The 20,244-nt window shown below is 65.0% G+C and carries 23 protein-coding genes and 1 pseudogene; 10 read left to right on the top strand and 14 right to left on the bottom strand.

What is annotated here, in order from left to right; genetic code table 11:
• The first annotated feature begins 93 nt into the window (after positions 1-93).
• The 5 genes from JX552_RS29120 to JX552_RS29100 all read left to right on the top strand — a co-directional run bounded on the left by JX552_RS29120 (position 94) and on the right by JX552_RS29100 (position 3,776).
• Complete coding sequence (locus tag JX552_RS29120; RefSeq protein WP_205875266.1) at positions 94-1,029, top strand: SRPBCC family protein; 936 nt, start codon at positions 94-96, stop codon at positions 1,027-1,029.
• On the top strand, positions 1,026-2,195 hold the full coding sequence (locus JX552_RS29115) for a zinc-dependent alcohol dehydrogenase (RefSeq protein WP_205875265.1): 1,170 nt from the start codon (positions 1,026-1,028) through the stop codon (positions 2,193-2,195). Before JX552_RS29120 ends, JX552_RS29115 begins: the two co-directional genes overlap by 4 nt.
• A 13-nt stretch (positions 2,196-2,208) precedes the next feature.
• Entirely contained in the window at positions 2,209-2,766 is a 558-nt protein-coding gene (locus tag JX552_RS29110) for a type 1 glutamine amidotransferase domain-containing protein (RefSeq protein WP_205875264.1), read from the top strand.
• A gap of 105 nt (positions 2,767-2,871) precedes the next feature.
• Positions 2,872-3,564: a HemK2/MTQ2 family protein methyltransferase gene (locus JX552_RS29105; RefSeq protein ID WP_205875263.1), complete on the top strand. Its 693-nt coding sequence runs from the start codon at positions 2,872-2,874 to the stop codon at positions 3,562-3,564.
• A complete protein-coding gene (locus JX552_RS29100; protein WP_241010761.1) occupies positions 3,561-3,776 on the top strand; it encodes a CDGSH iron-sulfur domain-containing protein in 216 nt (71 codons plus the stop codon). The genes JX552_RS29105 and JX552_RS29100 overlap by 4 nt, the downstream gene beginning before the upstream one ends.
• Before the next feature lies 1 nt (position 3,777).
• Here JX552_RS29100 and JX552_RS29095 read toward each other — a convergent pair whose 3' ends face one another.
• The 6 genes from JX552_RS29095 to JX552_RS29070 are packed head-to-tail and all read right to left on the bottom strand — an operon-like array spanning position 3,778 to position 9,351.
• Positions 3,778-4,797 (bottom strand): iron-containing redox enzyme family protein, encoded by a 1,020-nt coding sequence (locus JX552_RS29095; RefSeq protein ID WP_205875261.1) that lies wholly within the window; start codon positions 4,795-4,797, stop codon positions 3,778-3,780.
• 17 nt (positions 4,798-4,814) lie between these two features.
• A complete protein-coding gene (locus JX552_RS29090) occupies positions 4,815-7,034 on the bottom strand; it encodes a SpoIIE family protein phosphatase (protein ID WP_205875260.1) in 2,220 nt (739 codons plus the stop codon).
• Entirely contained in the window at positions 7,031-7,630 is a 600-nt protein-coding gene (locus tag JX552_RS29085) for a SpoIIE family protein phosphatase (RefSeq protein ID WP_241011230.1), read from the bottom strand. The genes JX552_RS29090 and JX552_RS29085 overlap by 4 nt, the downstream gene beginning before the upstream one ends.
• Before the next feature lie 31 nt (positions 7,631-7,661).
• Positions 7,662-8,072 carry an anti-sigma regulatory factor gene (locus JX552_RS29080; protein WP_205875258.1) on the bottom strand — a complete coding sequence of 137 codons (411 nt, stop codon included), beginning with the start codon at positions 8,070-8,072 and terminating at the stop codon, positions 7,662-7,664.
• On the bottom strand, positions 8,062-8,457 hold the full coding sequence (locus JX552_RS29075; RefSeq protein ID WP_205875257.1) for an STAS domain-containing protein: 396 nt from the start codon (positions 8,455-8,457) through the stop codon (positions 8,062-8,064). The genes JX552_RS29080 and JX552_RS29075 overlap by 11 nt, the downstream gene beginning before the upstream one ends.
• A gap of 15 nt (positions 8,458-8,472) precedes the next feature.
• On the bottom strand, positions 8,473-9,351 hold the full coding sequence (locus JX552_RS29070; protein WP_065132436.1) for an STAS domain-containing protein: 879 nt from the start codon (positions 9,349-9,351) through the stop codon (positions 8,473-8,475).
• A 155-nt stretch (positions 9,352-9,506) separates the two neighbouring features.
• On the opposite strand from JX552_RS29070, the gene JX552_RS29065 reads away from it, so the two are divergent.
• From JX552_RS29065 to JX552_RS29050, 4 genes are all read left to right on the top strand, one after another.
• Complete coding sequence (locus JX552_RS29065; protein ID WP_241010760.1) at positions 9,507-9,875, top strand: STAS domain-containing protein; 369 nt, start codon at positions 9,507-9,509, stop codon at positions 9,873-9,875.
• Positions 9,876-10,158: 283 nt separating this feature from the next.
• The gene (locus JX552_RS29060) at positions 10,159-10,557 is read left to right on the top strand and encodes a heme-binding protein (RefSeq protein ID WP_205875255.1); all 399 of its coding nucleotides are present in this window, start codon (positions 10,159-10,161) and stop codon (positions 10,555-10,557) included.
• Positions 10,558-10,726: 169 nt separating this feature from the next.
• Positions 10,727-11,782, top strand: coding sequence for a DNA topoisomerase IB (locus tag JX552_RS29055; protein WP_205875254.1), 1,056 nt, complete (start codon positions 10,727-10,729; stop codon positions 11,780-11,782).
• Positions 11,783-11,933: 151 nt separating this feature from the next.
• Positions 11,934-12,527: a PAS and ANTAR domain-containing protein gene (locus tag JX552_RS29050; RefSeq protein WP_241010759.1), complete on the top strand. Its 594-nt coding sequence runs from the start codon at positions 11,934-11,936 to the stop codon at positions 12,525-12,527.
• Between the two features lie 3 nt (positions 12,528-12,530).
• Here the strand turns inward: JX552_RS29050 and JX552_RS29045 are convergent, their stop codons facing one another.
• The 6 genes and pseudogenes from JX552_RS29045 to mbp1 form a co-directional block, all read right to left on the bottom strand.
• Positions 12,531-13,529 carry a helix-turn-helix transcriptional regulator gene (locus tag JX552_RS29045; protein ID WP_205875253.1) on the bottom strand — a complete coding sequence of 333 codons (999 nt, stop codon included), beginning with the start codon at positions 13,527-13,529 and terminating at the stop codon, positions 12,531-12,533.
• Positions 13,530-13,541: 12 nt separating this feature from the next.
• The gene (locus JX552_RS29040) at positions 13,542-14,678 is read right to left on the bottom strand and encodes a glycosyltransferase (RefSeq protein WP_241010758.1); all 1,137 of its coding nucleotides are present in this window, start codon (positions 14,676-14,678) and stop codon (positions 13,542-13,544) included.
• A 107-nt stretch (positions 14,679-14,785) separates the two neighbouring features.
• Positions 14,786-16,626 (bottom strand): annotated as a pseudogene (locus tag JX552_RS29035) (CheR family methyltransferase).
• 53 nt (positions 16,627-16,679) lie between these two features.
• On the bottom strand, positions 16,680-17,438 hold the full coding sequence (locus tag JX552_RS29030; RefSeq protein WP_205875252.1) for an STAS domain-containing protein: 759 nt from the start codon (positions 17,436-17,438) through the stop codon (positions 16,680-16,682).
• Positions 17,431-18,435 carry a chemotaxis protein CheB gene (locus tag JX552_RS29025; protein ID WP_205875251.1) on the bottom strand — a complete coding sequence of 335 codons (1,005 nt, stop codon included), beginning with the start codon at positions 18,433-18,435 and terminating at the stop codon, positions 17,431-17,433. The genes JX552_RS29030 and JX552_RS29025 overlap by 8 nt, the downstream gene beginning before the upstream one ends.
• Positions 18,436-18,706: 271 nt before the next feature.
• The gene (gene mbp1 / locus JX552_RS29020; protein ID WP_205875250.1) at positions 18,707-18,943 is read right to left on the bottom strand and encodes a microaggregate-binding protein 1; all 237 of its coding nucleotides are present in this window, start codon (positions 18,941-18,943) and stop codon (positions 18,707-18,709) included.
• Between the two features lie 271 nt (positions 18,944-19,214).
• Here mbp1 and JX552_RS29015 point away from each other — a divergent pair, with 271 nt between their 5' ends.
• A complete protein-coding gene (locus tag JX552_RS29015) occupies positions 19,215-19,472 on the top strand; it encodes a DUF7218 family protein (RefSeq protein ID WP_205878745.1) in 258 nt (85 codons plus the stop codon).
• Here the strand turns inward: JX552_RS29015 and JX552_RS29010 are convergent, their stop codons facing one another.
• Both JX552_RS29010 and JX552_RS29005 read right to left on the bottom strand, forming a co-directional pair.
• Positions 19,473-19,643, bottom strand: coding sequence for a hypothetical protein (locus JX552_RS29010; RefSeq protein ID WP_205875249.1), 171 nt, complete (start codon positions 19,641-19,643; stop codon positions 19,473-19,475).
• A 30-nt stretch (positions 19,644-19,673) separates the two neighbouring features.
• Positions 19,674-20,243 carry a nucleotidyltransferase family protein gene (locus JX552_RS29005; RefSeq protein ID WP_205875248.1) on the bottom strand — a complete coding sequence of 190 codons (570 nt, stop codon included), beginning with the start codon at positions 20,241-20,243 and terminating at the stop codon, positions 19,674-19,676.
• Between the last annotated feature and the right edge of the window lies 1 nt (position 20,244).

The following is a 20,244-nucleotide window of genomic DNA, read 5'->3' as shown; positions in this document are numbered from 1 at the left end:
GCAGCCTCCGACGCCAGCATCCGTAGGCAGCATCCGGCGGCAGCGCTCGATGACGCGGCTGCCAAATTGTCGGCAAAGCAAGGAGTTTGGTACATGAATGATCCGTTGGCGAGCAAGACGGCGGCGTTGGTGAAGGGGCTGGGGGTCGCCAGTCTGGGCCTGGGCATCTCCGAGATTCTGCTACCGGGAAAGATTGCAGCCCTCGCCGGTGTTGACGAGACCACACGCTCACGCACCATCATCCGAGCCCTCGGTATGCGTGAATGTGGTCACGGCGCAGCGCTGTTGGCTGGCCCGGACCGACTCGTCTGGACCCGCGTCGCCGGCGACGTACTGGATGTCGCGTTTCTGGCGGCCGGAGTGCTCCGACGTGGCCCCGGCCGGCGTCGGCGCGGCATGATCACCCTCGGCGCGCTCACCGCGATCGGCGGGGCGGACCTGTATGCCACCCTGCGTGCCACCCGCGCAGATACCGCCCGCCATGGGGGCGCGCAGCAGCACCGCACGCTCCGCGCCTCGATCACCGTAATGCGCAGTCCGGAAGAGGTTTACGGCTTCTGGCGCGATCTGGAGAACCTGCCCGAGTTCATGTATCACCTACGTTCGGTCACCAACACCGATGACGGGCAGTCACATTGGGTTGCCAATTCGCCGGTCGGACAGCCTGTGCAGTGGGATGCCCGGATCGTCGAAGACCTGCCCGGCAAGCGGATCGCCTGGCAATCAGTGCCTGGCTCGGGAATTGAGAACAGCGGGTGCGTCGACTTCACACCCGATCACGCCGGCAGGGGCACTGAAGTGCGTGTCACCATCGCCTATCAGATGCCCGGTGGAGTACTCGGCAAAGCAGCGGCCAGCCTCCTGGGCGAGTCTCCCGAGCAGCAGGTCAGCGACGACCTCCGCCGCTTCAAACAGATTATGGAGACGGGTCAGGTGCTGCGCTCCGACGGATCCCCCGAGGGCACCGTCGCGCGGCGGCAACTCCATCAGCAGCCGGCTCAACCCACAGGCAAGGTGGTGCAACCATGAAGGCTACTGTCTGGGCGGGGCGCAATAGTGTTGAGGTGCAGTCGGTTCCGGACCCGAAAATTCTGAACGACCGGGATGCCATCGTGCGGGTCACCTCTACCGCCATCTGTGGCTCGGACCTGCATATCTACGATGGCTACATCCCGACCGTCAAACGCGGCGACATCCTCGGCCACGAATTCATGGGTGAGGTAGTCGAAGTCGGCAAGCGGGTCGACAACCTCACCGTCGGTGACCGGGTGGTGGTGCCGTTCCCCATCGCGTGTGGCTCGTGCTCGGCCTGTGACCGCGACCTGTATTCGCTCTGTGAGAACTCCAATCCCAACGCGGGAATGGCCGAGAAGCTGATGGGTCATTCGCCGGCGGGACTGTTCGGCTACTCGCACATGCTGGGCGGATTCGCCGGCGGGCAGGCGGAATACGCCCGCGTTCCGTTCGCCGACGTCGGGCCGCTGAAGATCGAGGACGACCTGACCGACGACCAGGCCCTCTTCCTCTCCGACATCTTGCCGACGGGCTACATGGCCGCCGAAATGTGCGACATCACTCCCGACGACGTCGTCGCGGTGTGGGGCGCCGGCCCGGTAGGGTTGTTCGCGGCGGTCAGTGCGAAGCTGCTCGGAGCGTCGCAGGTCATCATCATCGACCAGGTGCCCTACCGGCTGGAGTTGGCCGAACGACTGGGTGCGACGCCGCTGAACTTCGCGGAAACGTCGGTGCTCGAAGAGTTGCGGGAGATGACCGCCGGCCGCGGCCCGGACCACTGTATCGACGCGGTGGGCATGGAGGCCCGAAACGGATCGACCGTGGTAGACGCCTACGACCGGGTGAAGCAGGCGGCGCGACTGGAAACCGAACGGCCACATGCACTTCGGGAAGCGGCGATGAGCTGCCGCAACGGCGGCACCATTTCGGTCGTCGGCGTCTACGGCGGAATGATGGACAAGTTCCCGATCGGAGCGGTGATGAATCGCTCGTTGACCATCAAGACCGGGCAGTGCCACGTGCAGCGCTACATGCGTCCGCTGCTCGACCGGATCCGCAACGGTGAAATCGACCCGACAGCGATCATCAGCCATCATCTGCCGTTGAATCAGTCTCCCCAGGGCTACGAGATCTTCAAACACAAGCAGGACAACTGCACAAAGGTTGTCCTAAATCCATGAGGAGATAGTTCCAATGATTCTGGGCGGCAAAAAAATTGCGATCCTGGCAGCCGACGGCGTAGAAAAGGTCGAACTCGAGCAACCCCGCGACACCCTGCGAAAGGCTGGTGCGCAGGTAGACATCGTGTCGTTGAAAGATGGTGAAATCGAAGCTCGCAACCACGATCTCGAGCCCGCCGGAACGATCAAAGTCGACCGCATGGTGTCAGATGCCTCGCCCGGCGATTACGACGGGCTGGTGCTGCCCGGCGGCACCGTGAACCCGGACAAGTTGCGCCTGGACAAGTCCGCGGTCTCGTTCGTGCGGGACTTTGTAGAAAGCGGAAAGCCCGTTGCCGCAATATGTCACGGCCCGTGGACCCTGGTGGAGGCGGGCGTCGTGGCCGGACGCAAACTCACGTCCTACCCGAGCATCCGCACCGATCTCCGTAACGCGGGAGCGAGGGTCGTCGACGAAGAGGTGGTGGTCGACAAGAATCTGATCACCAGTCGGTCCCCGAAAGACTTGTCGGCCTTTTGTTCAACGATCTTGCGGCATTTCGCCGATGCGCCCGCCGATTCGTCCACATAGCCACAAATTCCTGAAATCGGTTTCAAAGAACCATTCCGGGGAAACTAAAATGCCGAGCCGTGATCGCCACGGCCTACTCCCTCGACGGGTCGAGAAAGGCTTGCCGTGACGACCACATATTCAGTGCCAGCCGAAACTCTGGTCGCCGAGCGGGTTTACCAACCCCAATATGACTCCTACCTGCTGGTCGACACGATGCGACGAACGGGTCTTATTCCCGGGCGGCGCGTGCTCGATCTGTGCACCGGGTCGGGATTCGTCGCGATAGCGGCTGCCGAGATGGGATGTGCCAGTGTGACGGCCTACGACATCTGTCCCTCCGCCGTCAACTATTCGCGAGGCAATGCCGCCGGCGCCGGCGTCGATGTCGACGTGCGGCAAGGATCTTGGGTGAAGGCTCTGGACCAGGGCCCGTTCGACGTCGTGGTGTCCAACCCGCCTTATGTGCCGACCCCGCCCCGTGACGACACGGGCGCGATCGCCTCGATTGCCGGCCCGTCCCGCGCCTACAACGCCGGCCCCGACGGGCGTCTGGTACTGGACCCGTTGTGCGGGTCAGCGTCGAAGCTGTTGGCGGACGGCGGGTCGCTGTTGCTGGTGCACTCGGCTCTCGCAGGTGTCGAGCAGACCTTGGAATCGTTGCGGGCGACCGGGCTCCAGGCCGATGTCGTTGCATCTCAGCTGATTCCGTACGGGCCGGTGTTGACCGCCCGAGCACAATGGCTGGAGCAGGCCGGTTTCGTAGCGCGCGGCTGCCAGAAGGAGAAGATCGTGGTGATCCGGGCAGACAAGCCGTGAGCACTACCCGCGTACAGGTGATACCCAACGGGCCGGTGCTGGTTTCTGGACCGGCGCGGATCGAGACGCCCAACGGTGACGTGATCGAGTCCGATCGCTTCATGGTTGCCGTGTGCACATGCCGGCGCAGCCAGGACTACCCGCTGTGCGACACCAGCCACCGCAGATGCCGCGGCCCCAAAGTCGAGGGCCTACTGAACGCGGAGCATTGACTCAGCTCAGCGGCCGCCGCAGCGACGATCGTTCCTGCTGCCAGGCGGTCATCAGCGCGTCGGCCAGCCGGTCTTCGACAGCGGCGTGCGCGCGAATGCCGAAGACGACGTCGCTGTCCAGTTGAGGTTCACGGGCCAGCAGATCGCCGACCACGTCGATGCGCACCACATGCTCATGGACCGCGTCGGCTTCCACGTGCTCGCGGTAGAAGTGCGCGCAGGCCTCCGGCGCCTGCATCCGCTGCAGCGCGTCGACCATGCGGCGGGAACCCGGCGGCGAGGTGATCTCGATGGAAGCGAAGTGCCCCACCGCGGCCCCGCGCAACCGCCGGTGCAGGCCGAACATCGACATAAGATTGACCGCTGCCAGCGACTCGGCCGGGACCGCGTCCAGATAGCCGAGATAGGTCGAATCCAGTTGCGCCGCGATCAACAGGTCCGCGAACAGCTGCTGATGCATCCGCGGACCCCGGCCGGCGCCGTACTCATCGAACTCGATCGCGACGAACGCCGCCTTGGCGGTGCCGGTCAGGCGCGGTATCGCAAACGCGTGCGGATCGCCCTCTTTGAGGTGATACAGCGAGCGATGGACGAAGTACTCGCGCATCTGCTCCCAGGTCCCGCTGTCCCGAAGATAGTAGGACGGGCCGGTGCCGCTCTTGGGCTCGATCGTCAGCGCTTCCATCTCCGCCGCGGCGGTGTGACCGGCGTCGATGGGTCCCACGTCGCGGCGAACGCCAGACAAGAACACGCGTTCCAGTTCTGCCCGCAGCGCCAGCAGGCCGGGATTCCATTCCCAACCCGGATCCACCGACGCGAAACCGCGGTAATGCAACTCGTAGCACATGTACAACGCCAGCTGCAGGTCCAGGCCGTAGGGATCGGAGTCGCGCACCGACGCCCCGACGCGGCTCGACGGCTCGCGCAAGGCCGGCGTGGTCAGAATCCGGCGCACGGCCGTCGACAGCGGACCGTGTGCCGCCGGCAGGGCGGGTTCAACGGTGATCGACGTGTGGGTCACCACGATGTTTTACCCCGCTAGCGGGCAGGCAAACGAAAGACGACGTCGACGGCGGTGCCGTCCGGGCGGTTGTCGATCTGCATCGACTCGCTCATGACCTTCATCAGCGGCAGGCCGCGGCCGCCGTTACCCGGGTCGGCGGCAGGTGGCTTCCACGACCCCGAGTCGGCGATCCGCGCACGGATCTCGTTGGCGGTCCCCGTCATCTCCAGCAGCATGGTCCCGACCTCGTGTCCTTCGTAGGCGTGCTCGACGCAGTTGGTGCAGGCCTCACTGATGACCAGCACGATGTCGGCGGCTTGCAGCTCCGAGATCTCCGCGGCGCCCAGCCAGGAACTCAACGCCCAACGGATAGGCGCCAGGTTTTCTGCGATGGCCTTGGTCTCGATGCGCAGTGGTGCCAGCCGATGCCGGTAGACGACCATGGCGACGTCGTCGTCGTATCCCCCGGCCGGCGCCAACTGGTCCAGCACCGCGTCGGCGACGGCGCTGATGGGCAGTCCGATCGCATCCGTCAGAACAGCCGCGACGCGGGCGAGCCCGTCGTCGATGGACTCGTGCCGGCGCTCCACCAAACCGTCAGTGAACCACATCAGCATCGAGCCCGGCGGCAGCAGCTCGGCAGCCTGCGGTCGAGTTTCGTTGCGCCGCACCGCAAGCGGTACCGAACTGGCGCCGGTGAGCAGCATCGTCTCGGTGGGTGCGCCGGCTTCGCTCTTGACGAGCACGGCGGGCATGTGACCGGCGTTGCTGTATTCGAGCACGCCGGATTCGGTGTCGAGTATCGCCAGAAACACCGTCGTGCAGTACGCGTCGGGAATCAGCGACGCCGCAGCGTCGAGTTGTTCGAGCAGCACGGCGGGTTTGGCGCCGGTGAGCAGCAAAGCCCGCGCGGAACTGCGCAGCTGGCCCATGATCGCGGCTGCCGGCAAACCGCGGCCCACACAGTCTCCGACGACGATGCCGATGCGGCGTTCGTCGATCTCCAGTACGTCGTACCAGTCGCCGCCGATCTCCAGCGGCGGCACCGCCGGCTCATAGCGCACCGCAAAGCCGGGCGGCGGCGTCATCGGCGGGAGCATCGCCCGTTGCAGCGTCATCGAAGTCACCCGTGCGGCCTCGAACTGCCGGACGTGCTGGATGGCCAGGCTCAAGTGACCGATGAGCATCGTCACCAGCAGCTTGTCCTCGGCGCTCACCCAGCGGGGTGAAGCCAGTTCCAGCCACAGGGCCACGTCCCCGGCGCCGGACAGCATGGCGACCAAACCCTGTGCCCGGCCGGGACTATCCGGGCACTCGACCGTCTTCGCGGTCAGCGGCAGCTGGTGCCGGGAGTCCTGGAAGATCTCGCACAGCAGTGGATCCATTGCGCGCCAGCTAGATTCAGGGGGGTCCCCGGCCGTCACGACGGTGGGTTCGCCTTCGCCGGACGGCCACATCACCGCGACGACGCGGCTTACGTCGACCGCGGTGCGGCTCTCGTCGAGGGTGATCTCGAGCACCTCGGCCACGCTCTTGGCCACGCTGACGGATGTGGCCAAGCGCATCACCGCGCTTTCCCGGGCGGCGAAGGCCCGCTGTGCGGTGACGTCGCGGACCGTTCCGACGTATACGGCGGGTCCACCGTCTGGATCGCGAACCGCGTTGATGCTCACGGCCACCCAGGCCAGGTGCCCGTCCTGATGGCGGACCGGGATCTCGTAGTCGGCACTGCCCAACTCACGGACCCGCTGCTGCTCCTGGTACGTGCCTTCCCTGTCCACCAGCCACGGCTGAGGCCACGGATACGGCAAACCCGCCGCGCCGTATCCGAGAATATCGGCGAAGGCGTTGTTGACCTCCACGACGGCGCCGTGCTCGTCGGCGACGAAGAATCCCTCCTGTAGCGAGTTCACCAGCGCCGTCCGGAACCTGTCCCGGTCGGCAAGGTCTTCGGCGCGCGCCCGTTCCTGCGCGTATCGCCTTGTGCCGTCGATGAACCCGCGGGTTGCGACGTCCAAGGGCGCCAGTGTCTGCAGCACGAACTCCAGTGCGGTGCCGCGGTCGACCGGTTCGGTCTTGGAGAGTTCGTCGAGCAGCCAGAAGGTGTTCTCGATGATGTCGAGCATGCTGATCTGTTCCTGCAGAGCCCTGCGGCCGAGTTCGTGCCCCACTGCCAGGCTGTCCTCGTTGCGGGTCTTTAGGTACGCCCGCAGCGCCGCCCGGTACTGGTCGTGAAAGTCGTCGGTGTAGGTCATGTCGAGATACCCCGGTGGCGTGCCGTCAGCACCATGGCGTCGTCGGATTCCTTGGCATGCTTTTCCAGCACCTGCTCTGCGATGTCAACAGCGGAAGCCGCGAAGTCGATATGGTCGACGTAGTCGTCGGAGATGCCGTCGCTGGTGATGACCAGCAGATCGCCGGTGCGCATCGAAACCACCTGGGCGGGGCGGGTTTCCGGGATCCGGTAGCCCACGATGCCGCCGACCAACCGGGCGCTGGATCGGACTTGGACGCCACTGACGCTCTTGGCCAGCAAGTTCGCGCGGACATTGCCGATCCCGGTCCAGCTCAGCTTGCTGCTCTGAAAATCGATGCGAGCCAACGACATCGCGGCGCCCCGGGTACCGGTCAGCACCCGGTGGCAGAGCGCGACCAGTACCTCCAGCCGCTCCCCACGGGCCCTGGTCAGCGCCTCGACGCCCGCGAGCGCGGCGCCGGCGGCGGCTGGTCCGTGGCCCAGGCCGTCCAGCACACCGAACAGCGCTGCCGCACCGTCGACGTCGACCGCGATGACCTGGTCGCCGCACAGTTGCTCGCCTGGGCGGGGGCGACTCGCCGCCGCCCACTCGATGGGTCCGAAACGACCCGCCGACCGGGCGCGGTCAGGCACGCGCCGGCACCCACTTCCACATCTCGATGACCGTGCCGCGGCCGAGTGATGACTCCACGACCAGGCGATCCATCAGCCGCCGCGCTCCCGGCAAACCCATGCCGAGTCCGCGACCGGTGGTGTATCCGTCCTCCATCGCACGGTCGATGTCGGCGATCCCGGGGCCTTCGTCCGCGGCGCGCACCACCAGCGCCTTGCGTCCCTCTCGCTCGTCGACGGCGACCCGTACCTCACCGTGTCCGGCATAGCTGGTGATATTGCGGGCGATCTCCGAGATCGCGGTGGCGATCATGGTGACGTCGGTCAACGAGAACCCCAGTTCCAGCGCGAGCTGGTGGCCGGCTTTGCGGGCAGCGACGATGTCGTCGGAGGTGTTGATAGCGACCACCGTCTCAGCCGCCACCGTCGCGCCCGATCATCGATTTGCCCAGCCCCAGCCCCAATTCCTTGTTCAGCAGGGCTATGCCCTCTTCGAGGTCGAGGGCGGTGCTCATGTCGTCGAAGGCCAGCCCCAACTGCACCATGGCAAACGCCACCTCGGGTTGCAGACCCACGATCACCGTGGTCGCCCCGCGTAACCGGGTCATGTGCGCGATCGTGCGCAGCGACCGGGCCGCGAAGGAGTCCATCACGTCGATGGCCGTGACGTCGACGACGATCCCCTGAGCGCGGAACCGGCTGACCCGCTCCATCAGGTCTTCACGCAACCGTTCGGTGTCGGAGTCGGTAAGGGCGGCCTGCACAGTGGCGATCAGGATCGCGCCCTGCTTCAAAATGGGTACGGGCATGGACTTCTCGCCGGACTATTCGCCGGTGCGGGTGACTTCGTACCCGAGCAAGCGCTCGGCTTCCTCGATGCCGCCCTGCAGGTCGCCGACGGCGTTCATCTTCGACAGGTCCAGTCCGATGGTCACCAGGGTCAGGGCGATCTCGGAGGACAGGCCGGTGATGATGACGCTGGCGCCCATCAGACCCGACGCGTCGACGGTCTGCACCAGGTGGTTGGCCACCGTGGAGTCGATGGTGGGGACGCCGGTGATGTCGATGACGACCACCTTCGCGCGATTGGCGCGAATGGCGCGCAGCAGTTGCTCGGTGACCTGCCGGGCTCGCTGGCTGTCGAGCACCCCGATGATCGGCAGAATCAGCAGCTGTTCGCGAACCTGCAACACCGGCGTGGACAGCTCGCGGATGGCCTCCTGCTGTTGGCGGATGATGCGCTCGCGTTCCTGCACGAAGCTGACGCCCACCGTGTTGGCGATGCGGTTGGCCGCCGGCTCGTAGGCGTCGAGCACCCGGTTGAGCATGTCGAATTCCGCCTGGTACTTCTCGAACAGCGACCGCGCCAGCACGTCGCGCAGCAGCAGCACGATGCCCAGCACCTCATCGGTCTCCACGCCGCGCGGGATGATGCGTTCGGAGAGGTCGCGGGCGTAGTCCTGTAGCGCCTCGACGCTACCGGTCTCGAGGACCTCGACGTAGTTGTCGTAGACGGCGGTCGCCTCGGAGAAGATCTCCTCCGGCGTCATCGCGGTCAACAGCTCGGCCTCGGTGATCCGGCGGGCCCACTCTTCGCGCAGCGCTGTCCGATTTCGCCGCAGGTGTTGGACGAGTTGCGGCAGCAAACCTTCGGAGGAGACGCTGTTACCGGTGCTGCTGGATTCTGACGGCAAATCTGACATGCGCCCCTCCTAGCCCACCGCAGGCCTCTATGGGGAGAGTAGCTTGAGCTGTGACGAGGGACGTGTTGAGGTCTTCTACTTCTTGCGGTAAGCACGGCAGGTTAGGCTTGCAGCACACTCGCCGACTCATGAGGCCCGGACTGAAGGATCGCCAGTTGTCAGCTCCTGATTCGATCACCGCCACGGTCGCCGACCATGACGGAATCGTTGTACTCAGCATTGGCGGCGAAATCGACCTGGTGACCGCTCCGGCTCTGGAGGAGGCCATCGGCGGCGTGGCGGTCAACAACCCGTCCGCGCTGATCATCGATCTGTCCGGAGTGGAGTTCCTCGGGTCGGTGGGGTTGAAGATCCTGGCCGCAACCTGCGAGAAACTCGGCGACGCGGCGGAGTTCGGTGTGGTGGCGCGGGGACCGGCGACGCGACGGCCGATTCATCTGACCGGCCTGGACAAGACTTTTCCGCTGTATCCGACGCTGGACGACGCCCTGACCGGTGCGCGTGAAGGCAAACTCAACCGGTAGACGGGCGGACACGGATAACATTTCTGTCACGAAATGGGATCATGGCCTCCTTAGAGTTCAAGACTTTTTCTAAGAATACTCATTTTTTGGCGATTTTCTGGCTTATTTGATCGGCTAAGTATGCCACGTGAGTTTCATGTGTCACATATTCATCAGCGCCGCCGCACGTCCTTCGTTTTCTGACCATTGACTTCGCCATTGGTTGCTTTTGCCTTCCGCTACCTTGGATTTCAGGGGATCGGGACCCCAACGATCGGTTCACTCATTCGGAGGAACAAACATCATGAAATTCAGCAGTATCGTCGCTCGCCACCGCGTCGCGGGTATCAGCGCCGGTTGTCTGCTCGGGGGAATCGCCATGGGTATCGTCGGCGCGCCGTCGGCCGCGGCGGCGCCCGACTGCAGCCCGCAGGGCGTCAACTCCACCGTCACTTCGGCGCGGGGCGCGGCCGAGCAGTACCTTGCCGGCCACCCGGGCGCCAACCAGGCGGTCACGGCGGCATTCGGGCAGCCGCGCGGAGAAGCCGCAGCCAACCTTCGGGGCTACTTCACCGCGCACCCCAACGAGTACTACGACCTGCGCGGAATTCTGGCGCCAATCGGCGACACGGAACGTCAGTGCAACGTCTCCGCATTGCCGCCGAACCTGGAATCGGCCTACCAGGAATTCATGGCCGGCTGATTCCGGTCATGAGGCAACGGCCCGCCACAGTGCAGTGGCGGGTCGTTCCTTATTCAAGGGCAGGTCTGCTGCGGGAGCCGGGTTACCAGCGGCCGGCAGGTGTGAGCGGCGGCTGAGCGGGTTATCCAGCGTTCAGCCGACACGACGTCGGGGACAGCGGAGGATTTCGATGCGGCTGCGCCGCAGTGACTTAACCAAGGCCGGCTTTACCCGCAAGCGCCGCGGCAAGGGTTTCGCCTACTACGGACGCGATGACGAGCGGCTGACCGATGCCGATGTGCTGCAGCGGATCAAGGACCTGGTGATACCCCCGGCGTGGAAGAAGGTGTGGATTTCGCCCTACGCCAACGGGCACATCCAGGCCGTCGGCACCGACGCGGCGGGGCGTCGGCAGTACCTCTACCACCAGAGCTGGCAGCAGGAACGGGCGGAGGAGAAATTCGACCGGGTGCTCGAGCTGTCCAAGGAGTTGCCGGCGTGGCGCGAGCGGATTGCCCGCGATCTGGACGGGCGGGGCCTGACCCGCGACCGCGTTCTCGCCCTGGGCCTTCATCTGGTCGACCTCGGCTACTTCCGCGCCGGCGGCGAGCAGTACGCCGAAGAGAACGAGTCCTACGGCCTGGCCACGCTGCTTTGTGAGCACGTGACGGTGCGCCGCGACGCGGTCGCTTTCGACTACCCCGCCAAGAGCGGGGTGCGTCGTCAGTATGAGATCGAAAACGCCCAGGTGGTGCGGGCGGTGCGCGCGTTGTTACGCAGAACCGACTGCGCGGGACGATTTCTGGTGTGGCGCAACGCCTCCGAATGGGTCGACGTGCACAGCGCCGACCTCAATGCCCGGTTCAAGGAGTTGGTCGGCTCCGACTACAGCGTGAAGGATCTACGGACCTGGCACGGCACCGTCCTGGCTGCAGCAGCCTTCGCCGACGCTGACCCGCCGGTGTGCGGGCGGGTGGCCAAGCGGGTCGAGGCCGCGGTGATGCGGGAAGTCTCCGAGGAGTTGGGCAACACGCCTGCGGTAGCTCGAAGTTCCTATGTCGATCCGCGGGTGATCAGCGGCTACCGGCAGGGTGTCACCATTGCCGCGGCGGTGCGGCGTGCCGTGCGCTGTGACCGCCCGGATGCGGCGCAAGGGGTGCTGGAGAAGGCCACCCGGGTGATGATCCATCGAGTCGCGAAGGGCGACAACAAGTCCCGGTCATCTGTGCTGGCCAAGTCGGCCTAGATCCGGCCTGGATAGACCGTTTCGCTTCGTGGACTTTGTCCGGAAAGCGAACCAAGCCACCACCGAAGTTCAGCCGGGGCGCTCCGGTCGGAATATTATGGTCCTGGTGTGTGCAGATTCGCGGCGAAAGAGGGGTCGCCGGTGGCCACTGGTGGGGAGATTTCGCTACCTGGCCCGTGAGGACCGGTGGGAGTGGTCGGAAGAGGTTGCCCGAATGCACGGCTATGAGCCGGGCAGCGTGCAGCCGACGACCCAACTACTGCTCAAACACAAGCATCCCGACGACAGGCCGACAGTTCCAGAGCTCATCGAGCAGGTGCGTAGGCACGGCGCCCCCTTCAGCAGCAGGCACCGCATCGTCGACACACGCGGTGAAACGCACGTTGTCGTCGTGGTGGGGGACCGGTTCGGCGGACCGGACGGCCGGCTGCTCGGCATCGGCGGCTTCTACATCGACGTCACCGACCAGTTCGACGCCGACCTGCAAAAACACCTGAGTGAGGCGCTGCTGGCCGTCGATTCGCGGCGGGCGGTGATCAATCAGGCGATGGGCATCCTGATGCTGCGCTACGGCGTCAACGCCGAGTCGGCATTCGATCTGCTGGTGAAGCTGTCACAGGAGTCCAACGTCAAGTTGCGCGACATCGCCGAGCGGGTGGTCGACGAGATCACCGCACAGGACGTGCTGAGCGACAACGCGGCCGATCGGGTGGACAGGTTGCTGCGCACCCGAAACGGGCTCTAGAAGTTACTGCTGGAGCGTGGCATGCGGGCTCTGGCCGTAGGTCTTGCGATACAGGGCTGCAAACCGGCCGGTGTGGGCGAAGCTCCACCGATGGGCCACTTCGCTGACGGTGGTATCGGACCGGTCGCTGTTGATCAGTTCCTGATGCGCATGGTGCAGCCGGACGCGCCGTAGATATTCGGTGGGAGTGGTCTCCAGGTGCTGCCGGAACAGGTACTGCACCGCGCGGGAGGTCATGCGCAGTGCGTCCGCGACGTCATTGACTCCGATGCCGTCTCCTGCGTGGCGGTGAATGAAGGAGATTGCGCCTTTCAGAGTCGGCGGCACCGACGGATTGCGCAGCAGGTCCTGGCCGTCGCTCATGTTCGACGGGAAACACTCAAGCAACGCGGCACCGAGTAGCTGACCCGCCGCGTTGACGAGAAGGGGGTGCTGTGCGGTTTCGGCGTAGGAGAAGCTGGCGATGACGTAGTCCAGCGCCTGGTTCCAGGCCCGCGCCGCGGCCGTCGAGCGTGGCCGGCAGCTCGCGAACCGGATCTGCTGGGGTAGCGGCCCGGTCTTCTCCGCCGCGACCTGGGCGAGATGGCGCAGATCCATCCGCACGACGTGAAATCGCGCCGTATTCGCCTGGATGGCGCAGGGTAGTCCGTCGGCCGCGATGACCGGGGTATCCATTCTGCTTCCCGGGTCACCGGCCAGCGTCAACGAACCCGCACGTGGGTGGATCACCACCGCAGTGTCGGTAGTGCGGATTTCGCAGCCCACCCGGCCCTCGATCAGCACCTCGTCGATGGTGACGGCTGCGGACTCGAAGCGTTGATGGGTGACCGAGGAGCCACCTGCCAGGCTGCTGGTACGCCAGCCAGGTTGGTAGGCCTGGGCGAAGAATCGCTTCGCCGCCTCGGATTCGCCGGTATGGAACTTCGCATACCGGATGGTCTCCGGGGGGCGAGTCTCCGTCGATTGGTCGGCAGTGTCCCCGGCATATGGCGCGGTTGTCATATCTTCGTTGTCCTAAGCTATGGCGCTGGTTTTCACGTGACTCGCCTGGTGATAAATGCTCAACGCGTCTTGGGCGATCCGGTCCCAGGTGAAGCGGGACGTCGCCCGGGAGCGTCCCGCCGAACCCATGCTCTGGCGCCGAAAACTGTGGTGCTGCATCGCTTTGAACGCCCCGACCAGTTCGTACGGTTTGGTGGGGGAAACCAGTAGGCCGGTGACGTTCCCGATCACGGCATCCATGAGGGCGCCCACGGTAGTTCCCACTACGACACGTCCACTGGCCATGGCCCGCAGTGCCGGGGTGGCGCGCGGTGCCAGCCTCGGGGTGCAGGCGACGATGTCGGCCGACCAGAACAGCAACGGAATGTCCTCGGGTGCAACATAACCGGTGAAATGCACTCGACTGCCCACGCCCAATTCGGCGGCCATCCGCTTGAGCTTGACCCGCTCCCGTCTGTTGCGGCTGTCGTCGGCGGACGTCTGCGCGATGACGAGTTCGCTGTCCGGAACGTGCGGCAGTGCCCGAATGGTTCTATCGAAGCCGTTGCAGGGCTGTAAGTTCGGCGCACATTGCAATATCCGGCAGCTGGAGTTGTCCGCCCATTTGGGATCGGTGCAGGTGTAGTGCTTGACGTCGACCCCGGTCGACAGGACAGAAGTGCGGGCCCGATGGCGGCGCAATCTCGTCAGCACGTCGAGTTCTTCGCTGCTACCGCCCGTCACCCAGGCTGCGCTACGGATCAACAACGGTTCGAGGCGGGCACGCTCGGAATCGGCAGACTGTGCGTGACCCGGACCCGACGTCGTCGCGGCCAGGCCGGAAAAGCTCTGGACGGTGACCAGTTGATTGCGGCGGGCCGCCAATTGTGCGGCCAGTCCGCCCAGCCAGCCGAAGCTGTGCACGATGTCGGGCGGTTCACTGGACCACTGAACGGAGAGCTCGGCGCCCCAATCGCCGACGAACGGCAACACCTTGGCTGGGGCCGCCGGTGCAGGTGGGCCGACGCTTTCGCGTGTGTGGACGGTCACGGTGTGACCCTGGGCTGCCAACGCCGCACAAAGGCTTCGGCACTCGTCTTCTACTTCGGTCCCGACGAGGTCCCGGTAATCGGCGCAGACGTCGTCGCCCCAAACGATGGCGATCTTCACGCAGTATCGGGTTACCGGGCCCGGTACCTGGCAAACGATGCCGAGCAACCGGTTCGCTTACTGGATAGGAGGTGCGGGACCCGGACGTAGCGCGATTCAGGCGCGAATCAGCCCAGGACCTCGATCGACAGCAACGAACCGGCGATGTCGCCGTCCGGTTCGGGCAGTGAGGTACAGATCACCCTTACCCGCGCCGGACGACCCCTCCGGTCCACCGCATCCACCACAGACTCACCCGAAGCGGCCGGGTCCACGAACGCATCGCCGACCAATGGCAGCACGCTTTGCATCGGAAGGCCGAAATCCAGCGCGGTCAGCTTCTTACCGATCGTTTCCTCGGTTCGTAGGCCCCAGAGGTCCTCGCAGGCGCGGTTCCACGTCAGTACCCGCATTTCGCGGTCGACGATCACCAAACCCTGTGGTAGCCCGGCGATCAACGCGCCGAGGAAGTTCCTCGCTTCATCCAGTTGAGCGCCGCGTTCCCGCAGTGCGGTGCTGCTGGCGTGCAATTCGTCGTTAGCGGACTCTAACTCCTCATTCATCGTCTCGAGTTCTTCGTTGGTCGACTGCAGTTCCTCGTTGGTGGTCTCGAGTTCCTCGACCATCGATTGCAGCTCTTCGTTGGTGGTTTCGAGTTCCTCGTTGGTGGACTGCAGTTCTTCATAGGCGGTTTCGAGCTGCCGATTGGTATGCACGACCTTGTCGAGCAGGGTTCGCGTGGCGGTGACGTCGAAGTAGGCGATCGAGACGCCGAGAAGGCCGTTATCGGCGCCCACGAGCGGATTGACGTCGATCTCAAACCACTCTGTATCGAGGCCCGGGCGTTGCCATTTCGCTTCCGGGATGCGCGCCGGCCGGCGCTCTACCTTCGCCTGTTCCAGATAGCCGCGTAACTCGACGGGCCGATAGGACACCTCGAGATCGCGCAGCGGTCGGCCGATGTCGCGCGGCGACAGGTCGAAGACGGCTTCGGCTCGTTGGTTGATCATCGCGACGGTGTCTTCGCTGGTGACAACGATCTGAGCCACCGGGCTGGCACGAAACGCCAACTCGCGCAATGTGGTCAAGTCCGACGCTTGGCCCGGCCGTTCGGGGCGCGCTACCTTCCGGTCGTAGCGGTCCGGCGCGGCGCGGGATCCGGTAGCCTTGACGAAGAACCGGTGCGCGAGGTTCAGGGGGGCGAATTTTTGCCTATGGCTCAGCAGCATCTCGGCGCGCCCGAGGAACAGGATGCCAGCCGGCGCGAGAGCGAAATTCAAGCGGCTCAACACATCTCGCTGAGTTTCGGCGTTGAGGTATATCAGCGTGTTGCGGCAGATCAGCAGATCGACCCGGGAGATGGGTGCGTCCTTGACGAGGTCGTTGCGACCGAAGATCACCGACCGGCGCAGGTCCTGGTTGAACACGTGCCGTTCGCCGACCCGCTCGAAATAGCGGTGCCGAAACTCCGCTGGCACCGACTCCACGGCGTTGGCGTCGTATGAAGCGGTGCGCGCCTGGCGAAGTGCGTCCTCGTCGATGTCGGTGGCGTAGATCTTCACGCGCTGCCGGAAGGCGTCGGTCCCCATCGCCTCGACCAGCAGCATGGCCAGCGAGTAGGCATCCTGTCCTGACGCGCATCCCGCACTCCATATTCGAATCGGGTCGTCAGTACCCGATCGGCCAGCAACCGAGGAATGACGTCGCTGGCTACGAAATCCCATGCCCCAGGGTCGCGGAAGAATGCGGTCACATTGATCAGGACGGTGTTGAACAGCGCAGCGAACTCGTCGGAACTGGCCTGCAGGATGTCCAGATAGCTCTCGAAGCTGACACAGCCGGCCTGTTCCATGCGATGGCGGACCCGACGCATCAGCGACGCCCGCTTGTAGCCGGTGAAGTCGAAGCCACGTGTATCGCGCAGGTAACGGACCAGAGCCTCGAAGTGCTCGTCGGTGGTGTCGTTCATCGCAGTGCCGTCCGCCTTGCGTTGCCGAAGAATGTGAACACTACCCGCGAGCGTTACAACTGATTTTCGTGTCCGACGACAGCCCATACCGTCTTGCCGGACGGAGTTGGCGTGCTGCCCCAGGCACGGCACAGGACCGAGACGACGGACAGGCCGGATACGAGGTCGGCGCCGTAGCCGGTGTCCTCGTGGCGGATCGCCGGTTGTTGGCTGCCGTCTTCTACGGCGACCGTCACGCAGCCTCCGTAACTTTCCGCAATCAAGACCGGTGCGCTCTCGGTGTGTTCCAACACGTTTTCGACGAAAACGGTCGCGACGGTGCTGGCGACCGGTATCAGGCCATCCCGCGACCACGCGGTAAGCCATTCGTCGATCAGGGTCCGAGCGGGGCGAATACCGACCCGGCCACGGGGGAGCACCGCGCGCCCCCGGCGGCGACTGCGCACGGCGGAGCCACTGACGGCACGCAGCGCGGCCTCGCGGGTCGGGTGCACCGGCACGTACCGGGCTACACCGCAGCGGGCGATGGCTCGTCGATCACGAATATCCCCGGATACCAACAGAATCGGGACGTCTGGCCAGATGTTGACATGCCAGCGCGCGCTGGTGAACACCGACCACGCCGACGGACCGGGCACTTCCAACCGATTGACGTCGACGATGACCGCGTTCGGCTCGTCCAGCGCCGCCTTGATGACGCAGTCGCGCAGACCCCGATAGGTCGAACTGTCCAGCACGCCGTCGACACGCAAGATGGCGGCGTCACCACAGCGGTCCGTGGCGATCACGACGGCGGGGCTGGGGTCAGCCATCCGCGTCATGTGGGCGCCCAGACAGCCCGAGTCGCTCGCTGAGCACGGCCAGGGAGCGTTCCGCTTCTTCAGCATTGTGGCGGTAGCGCTCGGCCATCAGCCCATGCCCGGTGCGGTCAGCCAATTTCCTGGCTAGTCCGGCCTTTTCCCGCAGACTGCGCAGCGCCACCCACAGCGCGGCTTCGAATTCGTCATCGCGAGCGGTGAGCAGCGACTCGGGCGACCAGGCGTGGCCGACCCGGCATCGGAAGTTGTTGTGGCCCAACGCGGTGAGGGATCCGTTGCAGTCGGGGCAGGTGTACCCCGAGGCGGGGCCCAAGCGTTCGGTGTCGAACTCGGTGGCGAATTGCGGTGCCATGGCGATCCGGTTCTCCAACTCCAGCGTCTCATCCGGTGCGGCGCCGCGACTGGTGATCTCACGCCGCGCGAGTTCTTTGAGTAGGGGGCCGACGCCGGCGGCGCTGACCTGGTAGTCCAGTATCCCGGCGGCGGCCGCGTTAGTCGGCATAGCGGGAAAAAGAGCGTCGTCCGGCGTCTGACCGATCGTTACCCCGCCGCGGGCGCGGATCGTCTCCAGCCCCTGCACGCCGTCGTCGAGCACCCCGGAGAGCAGCACTCCGATCGCACGGGGTCCGAAGACCAAGGCCGCAGAACGAAATAACGCGTTGATCGCCGGCCGGTGTCCGTTCTCGGTCGGTCCTCGCGACAGCACCACCCGGTGGTCGCCGACCAGCAGGTGGTGGTCCGGGATGGCTAGGTAGATGTGGGCCGGCTTGACTTCGGTGCCGTGTTCGGCGGCGACCGCGGGCAATGGACCGCGGCGACCGACGATGCTGGCCAGCACGCTCGGCGCCGCTGGCGACAGATGCAAAGTGACGAGAAATGCGTACGGGAGATCGGCAGACAGCCCTTCCGCCAACTGCGTCAGCGCCTCCACTCCCCCCGCCGAAGCGCCGATGGCAACCACACCGGCGAGGTCGCAGTCTCCATTGCTCATGTGCATCACATTTTTCGTTCCCGCTCAGAACCAGGGAAAACTGGACCGGGGGGATTGTTTCGGCGAATCATGTCTACAGTATTTCGCGCACCGGGCCCGCGGCCAGGGGCAAACGCCTACGATCTGCTGAATGCCGTTGCGGCACGTGCCTGGCGCGTGGACACAACAATTCGTCGCGGGACGGGCGAGCCAGGCGGGAAGCGTTGGGGCATAACGTATATGAGGCAGGTGCGGCCCTGGCTGAAAGGCCAGGGCCGCTGCCGCAGAACTGCTACTGGTTGGATTTCTGACGTTCTTCGGCGGCTTCGGCGCCGCTGCGTGCGGCCTCGGCCTCCGCCTCCTTCTTGGCGACGTCGCGCTGGGCGTCGGCCTTGTCCTGCTGGGCCTGGCCCTCGTTCTTCAGATCGTCGCTGCCGGTCACCGTGCCGACGGCCTCTTTGGCCTTGCCCTTGATGCCCTCGGCGACACCCTTGATGCCTTCTTGAGGTCCACTGTCCTTGTCGCTCATTTGCTTTCCCATCTATTTTTGGTTGCCGTTCCAAGTGGGCGGCAACGCATCCTCGGGTTCCCGGTATCCGCTGTCTGAAACAGCGGCGACCGGGACCCGCACCCCCTGGGGCGACAAGTCCGGTACCACGGCCCGGGTGGCAGGAGAGATGTCCTGCGGCGCGGTCCGACTACGTCAAGAACCTCGGCCGGCGGACGATTTCGTCGACCGGCGCAACGGTTTGATCGGCGCCGATACGGGCACCCTTACTCAATGTCGAGAGGTGGCCGCTGTGCCGAATTCGTCGGTCAAGAACGAAAAGCTCTATGAAGAACTACGCAAGAAGGGCGATTCGAAGCAGAAAGCCGCACGGATTTCCAATGCGGCCGCCGGACAAGGGAAATCCAAGGTCGCGCGCAAGGGAAGCAGGTCCGAGTCGTACCCGGACTGGACCGTGCCGGAGCTGAAGAAGCGTGCCAAAGAGCTGGGTACGAGCGGATATTCGAGCCTGACGAAAGACGAACTGGTCGACAAGCTGCGCAACCATTGATCAGTCCGGGGGCTCGTCCTGCGCTCCCCGCGTCGGCGCTTGTTCGCGTTCGGTCGCGTTGCCGGGGACGGCCTGATCCCGTCGTTCGTCGGTCACGTTCTGCTGCAGTTCGTCGACCACATCTTCGAGGTCTTGGTCACGGCGGAGTCCACGACTCGGTTGCGAGTCCATAGTGGTGGGAGATACCCGTATTCGGCGGATCTACGCAGTGATGCCCAACCGGTCCACCAGTATCAGGAAGGCGGCCGCGAAATCGTTGTCCGCTGTCTCTGCGGCGATGTGGTGCCAGTCCAGCTGTTCGCGGACCGCCCGCGCGGCCGGCAGCAGCTTCGCAAAATCGCAGTAGTGGTCGGTGAGGGCACGAAGCTTCTGAATGAATACCTCGGTAGGCGGCAGTACCGGGATCGAGATGGCCAACACCACGCGCTGCTCGGCGCAGTCCAAGGCGTCCGGAGTGACTGTCGCGCCGTTGACGCGGTGCAGAACGTCGACCACGGTCTCGCCGGTCTCGCCGAAGTGCGCCTTGAACAGCCAGTCCTCCGGTGGACGTTCGATGCGGAATTCAGCCTTACCGAGGGTGGTGGCGGCCGCCGGAATATCAGCTTCAGCCAGCACTATGTCGACATCGTGGTTCGGCTCGGGAGCGCCGTAGGCCCACAGCGCGTAACTGCCCGTCAGCGCGAACGGGGGGCCGTGCTCTTTGAGCGCCGACACCGCACAACGCAGCGCTTCGCGAAGTTCGGTGCAGCGTGGCTCGGCAGGCAAATCCATC

Source organism: Mycobacterium gordonae, assembly GCF_017086405.1.
In the GTDB taxonomy this organism is placed as follows: Bacteria; Actinomycetota; Actinomycetes; order Mycobacteriales; family Mycobacteriaceae; genus Mycobacterium; species Mycobacterium gordonae_D.
The sequence above is the reverse complement of the archived record's forward strand: the minus strand, read 5'-3'. Positions and strand labels throughout refer to the sequence as shown.

What these genes read in the sequence shown, in the direction of transcription:
- JX552_RS29120 (WP_205875266.1), top strand. Translation starts at nt 94, where the DNA reads ATGAATGATCCGTTGGCGAGCAAGACGGCGGCGTTGGTGAAGGGGCTG.
- JX552_RS29115 (WP_205875265.1), top strand. Translation starts at nt 1,026, where the DNA reads ATGAAGGCTACTGTCTGGGCGGGGCGCAATAGTGTTGAGGTGCAGTCG.
- JX552_RS29110 (WP_205875264.1), top strand. Translation starts at nt 2,209, where the DNA reads ATGATTCTGGGCGGCAAAAAAATTGCGATCCTGGCAGCCGACGGCGTA.
- JX552_RS29090 (WP_205875260.1), bottom strand. Translation starts at nt 7,034, where the DNA reads ATGACCTACACCGACGACTTTCACGACCAGTACCGGGCGGCGCTGCGG.
- JX552_RS29075 (WP_205875257.1), bottom strand. Translation starts at nt 8,457, where the DNA reads ATGCCCGTACCCATTTTGAAGCAGGGCGCGATCCTGATCGCCACTGTG.
- JX552_RS29070 (WP_065132436.1), bottom strand. Translation starts at nt 9,351, where the DNA reads ATGTCAGATTTGCCGTCAGAATCCAGCAGCACCGGTAACAGCGTCTCC.
- JX552_RS29060 (WP_205875255.1), top strand. Translation starts at nt 10,159, where the DNA reads ATGAAATTCAGCAGTATCGTCGCTCGCCACCGCGTCGCGGGTATCAGC.
- JX552_RS29055 (WP_205875254.1), top strand. Translation starts at nt 10,727, where the DNA reads ATGCGGCTGCGCCGCAGTGACTTAACCAAGGCCGGCTTTACCCGCAAG.
- JX552_RS29045 (WP_205875253.1), bottom strand. Translation starts at nt 13,529, where the DNA reads ATGACAACCGCGCCATATGCCGGGGACACTGCCGACCAATCGACGGAG.
- JX552_RS29030 (WP_205875252.1), bottom strand. Translation starts at nt 17,438, where the DNA reads ATGGCTGACCCCAGCCCCGCCGTCGTGATCGCCACGGACCGCTGTGGT.
- JX552_RS29025 (WP_205875251.1), bottom strand. Translation starts at nt 18,435, where the DNA reads ATGAGCAATGGAGACTGCGACCTCGCCGGTGTGGTTGCCATCGGCGCT.
- mbp1 (WP_205875250.1), bottom strand. Translation starts at nt 18,943, where the DNA reads ATGAGCGACAAGGACAGTGGACCTCAAGAAGGCATCAAGGGTGTCGCC.
- JX552_RS29010 (WP_205875249.1), bottom strand. Translation starts at nt 19,643, where the DNA reads ATGGACTCGCAACCGAGTCGTGGACTCCGCCGTGACCAAGACCTCGAA.
- JX552_RS29005 (WP_205875248.1), bottom strand. Translation starts at nt 20,243, where the DNA reads ATGGATTTGCCTGCCGAGCCACGCTGCACCGAACTTCGCGAAGCGCTG.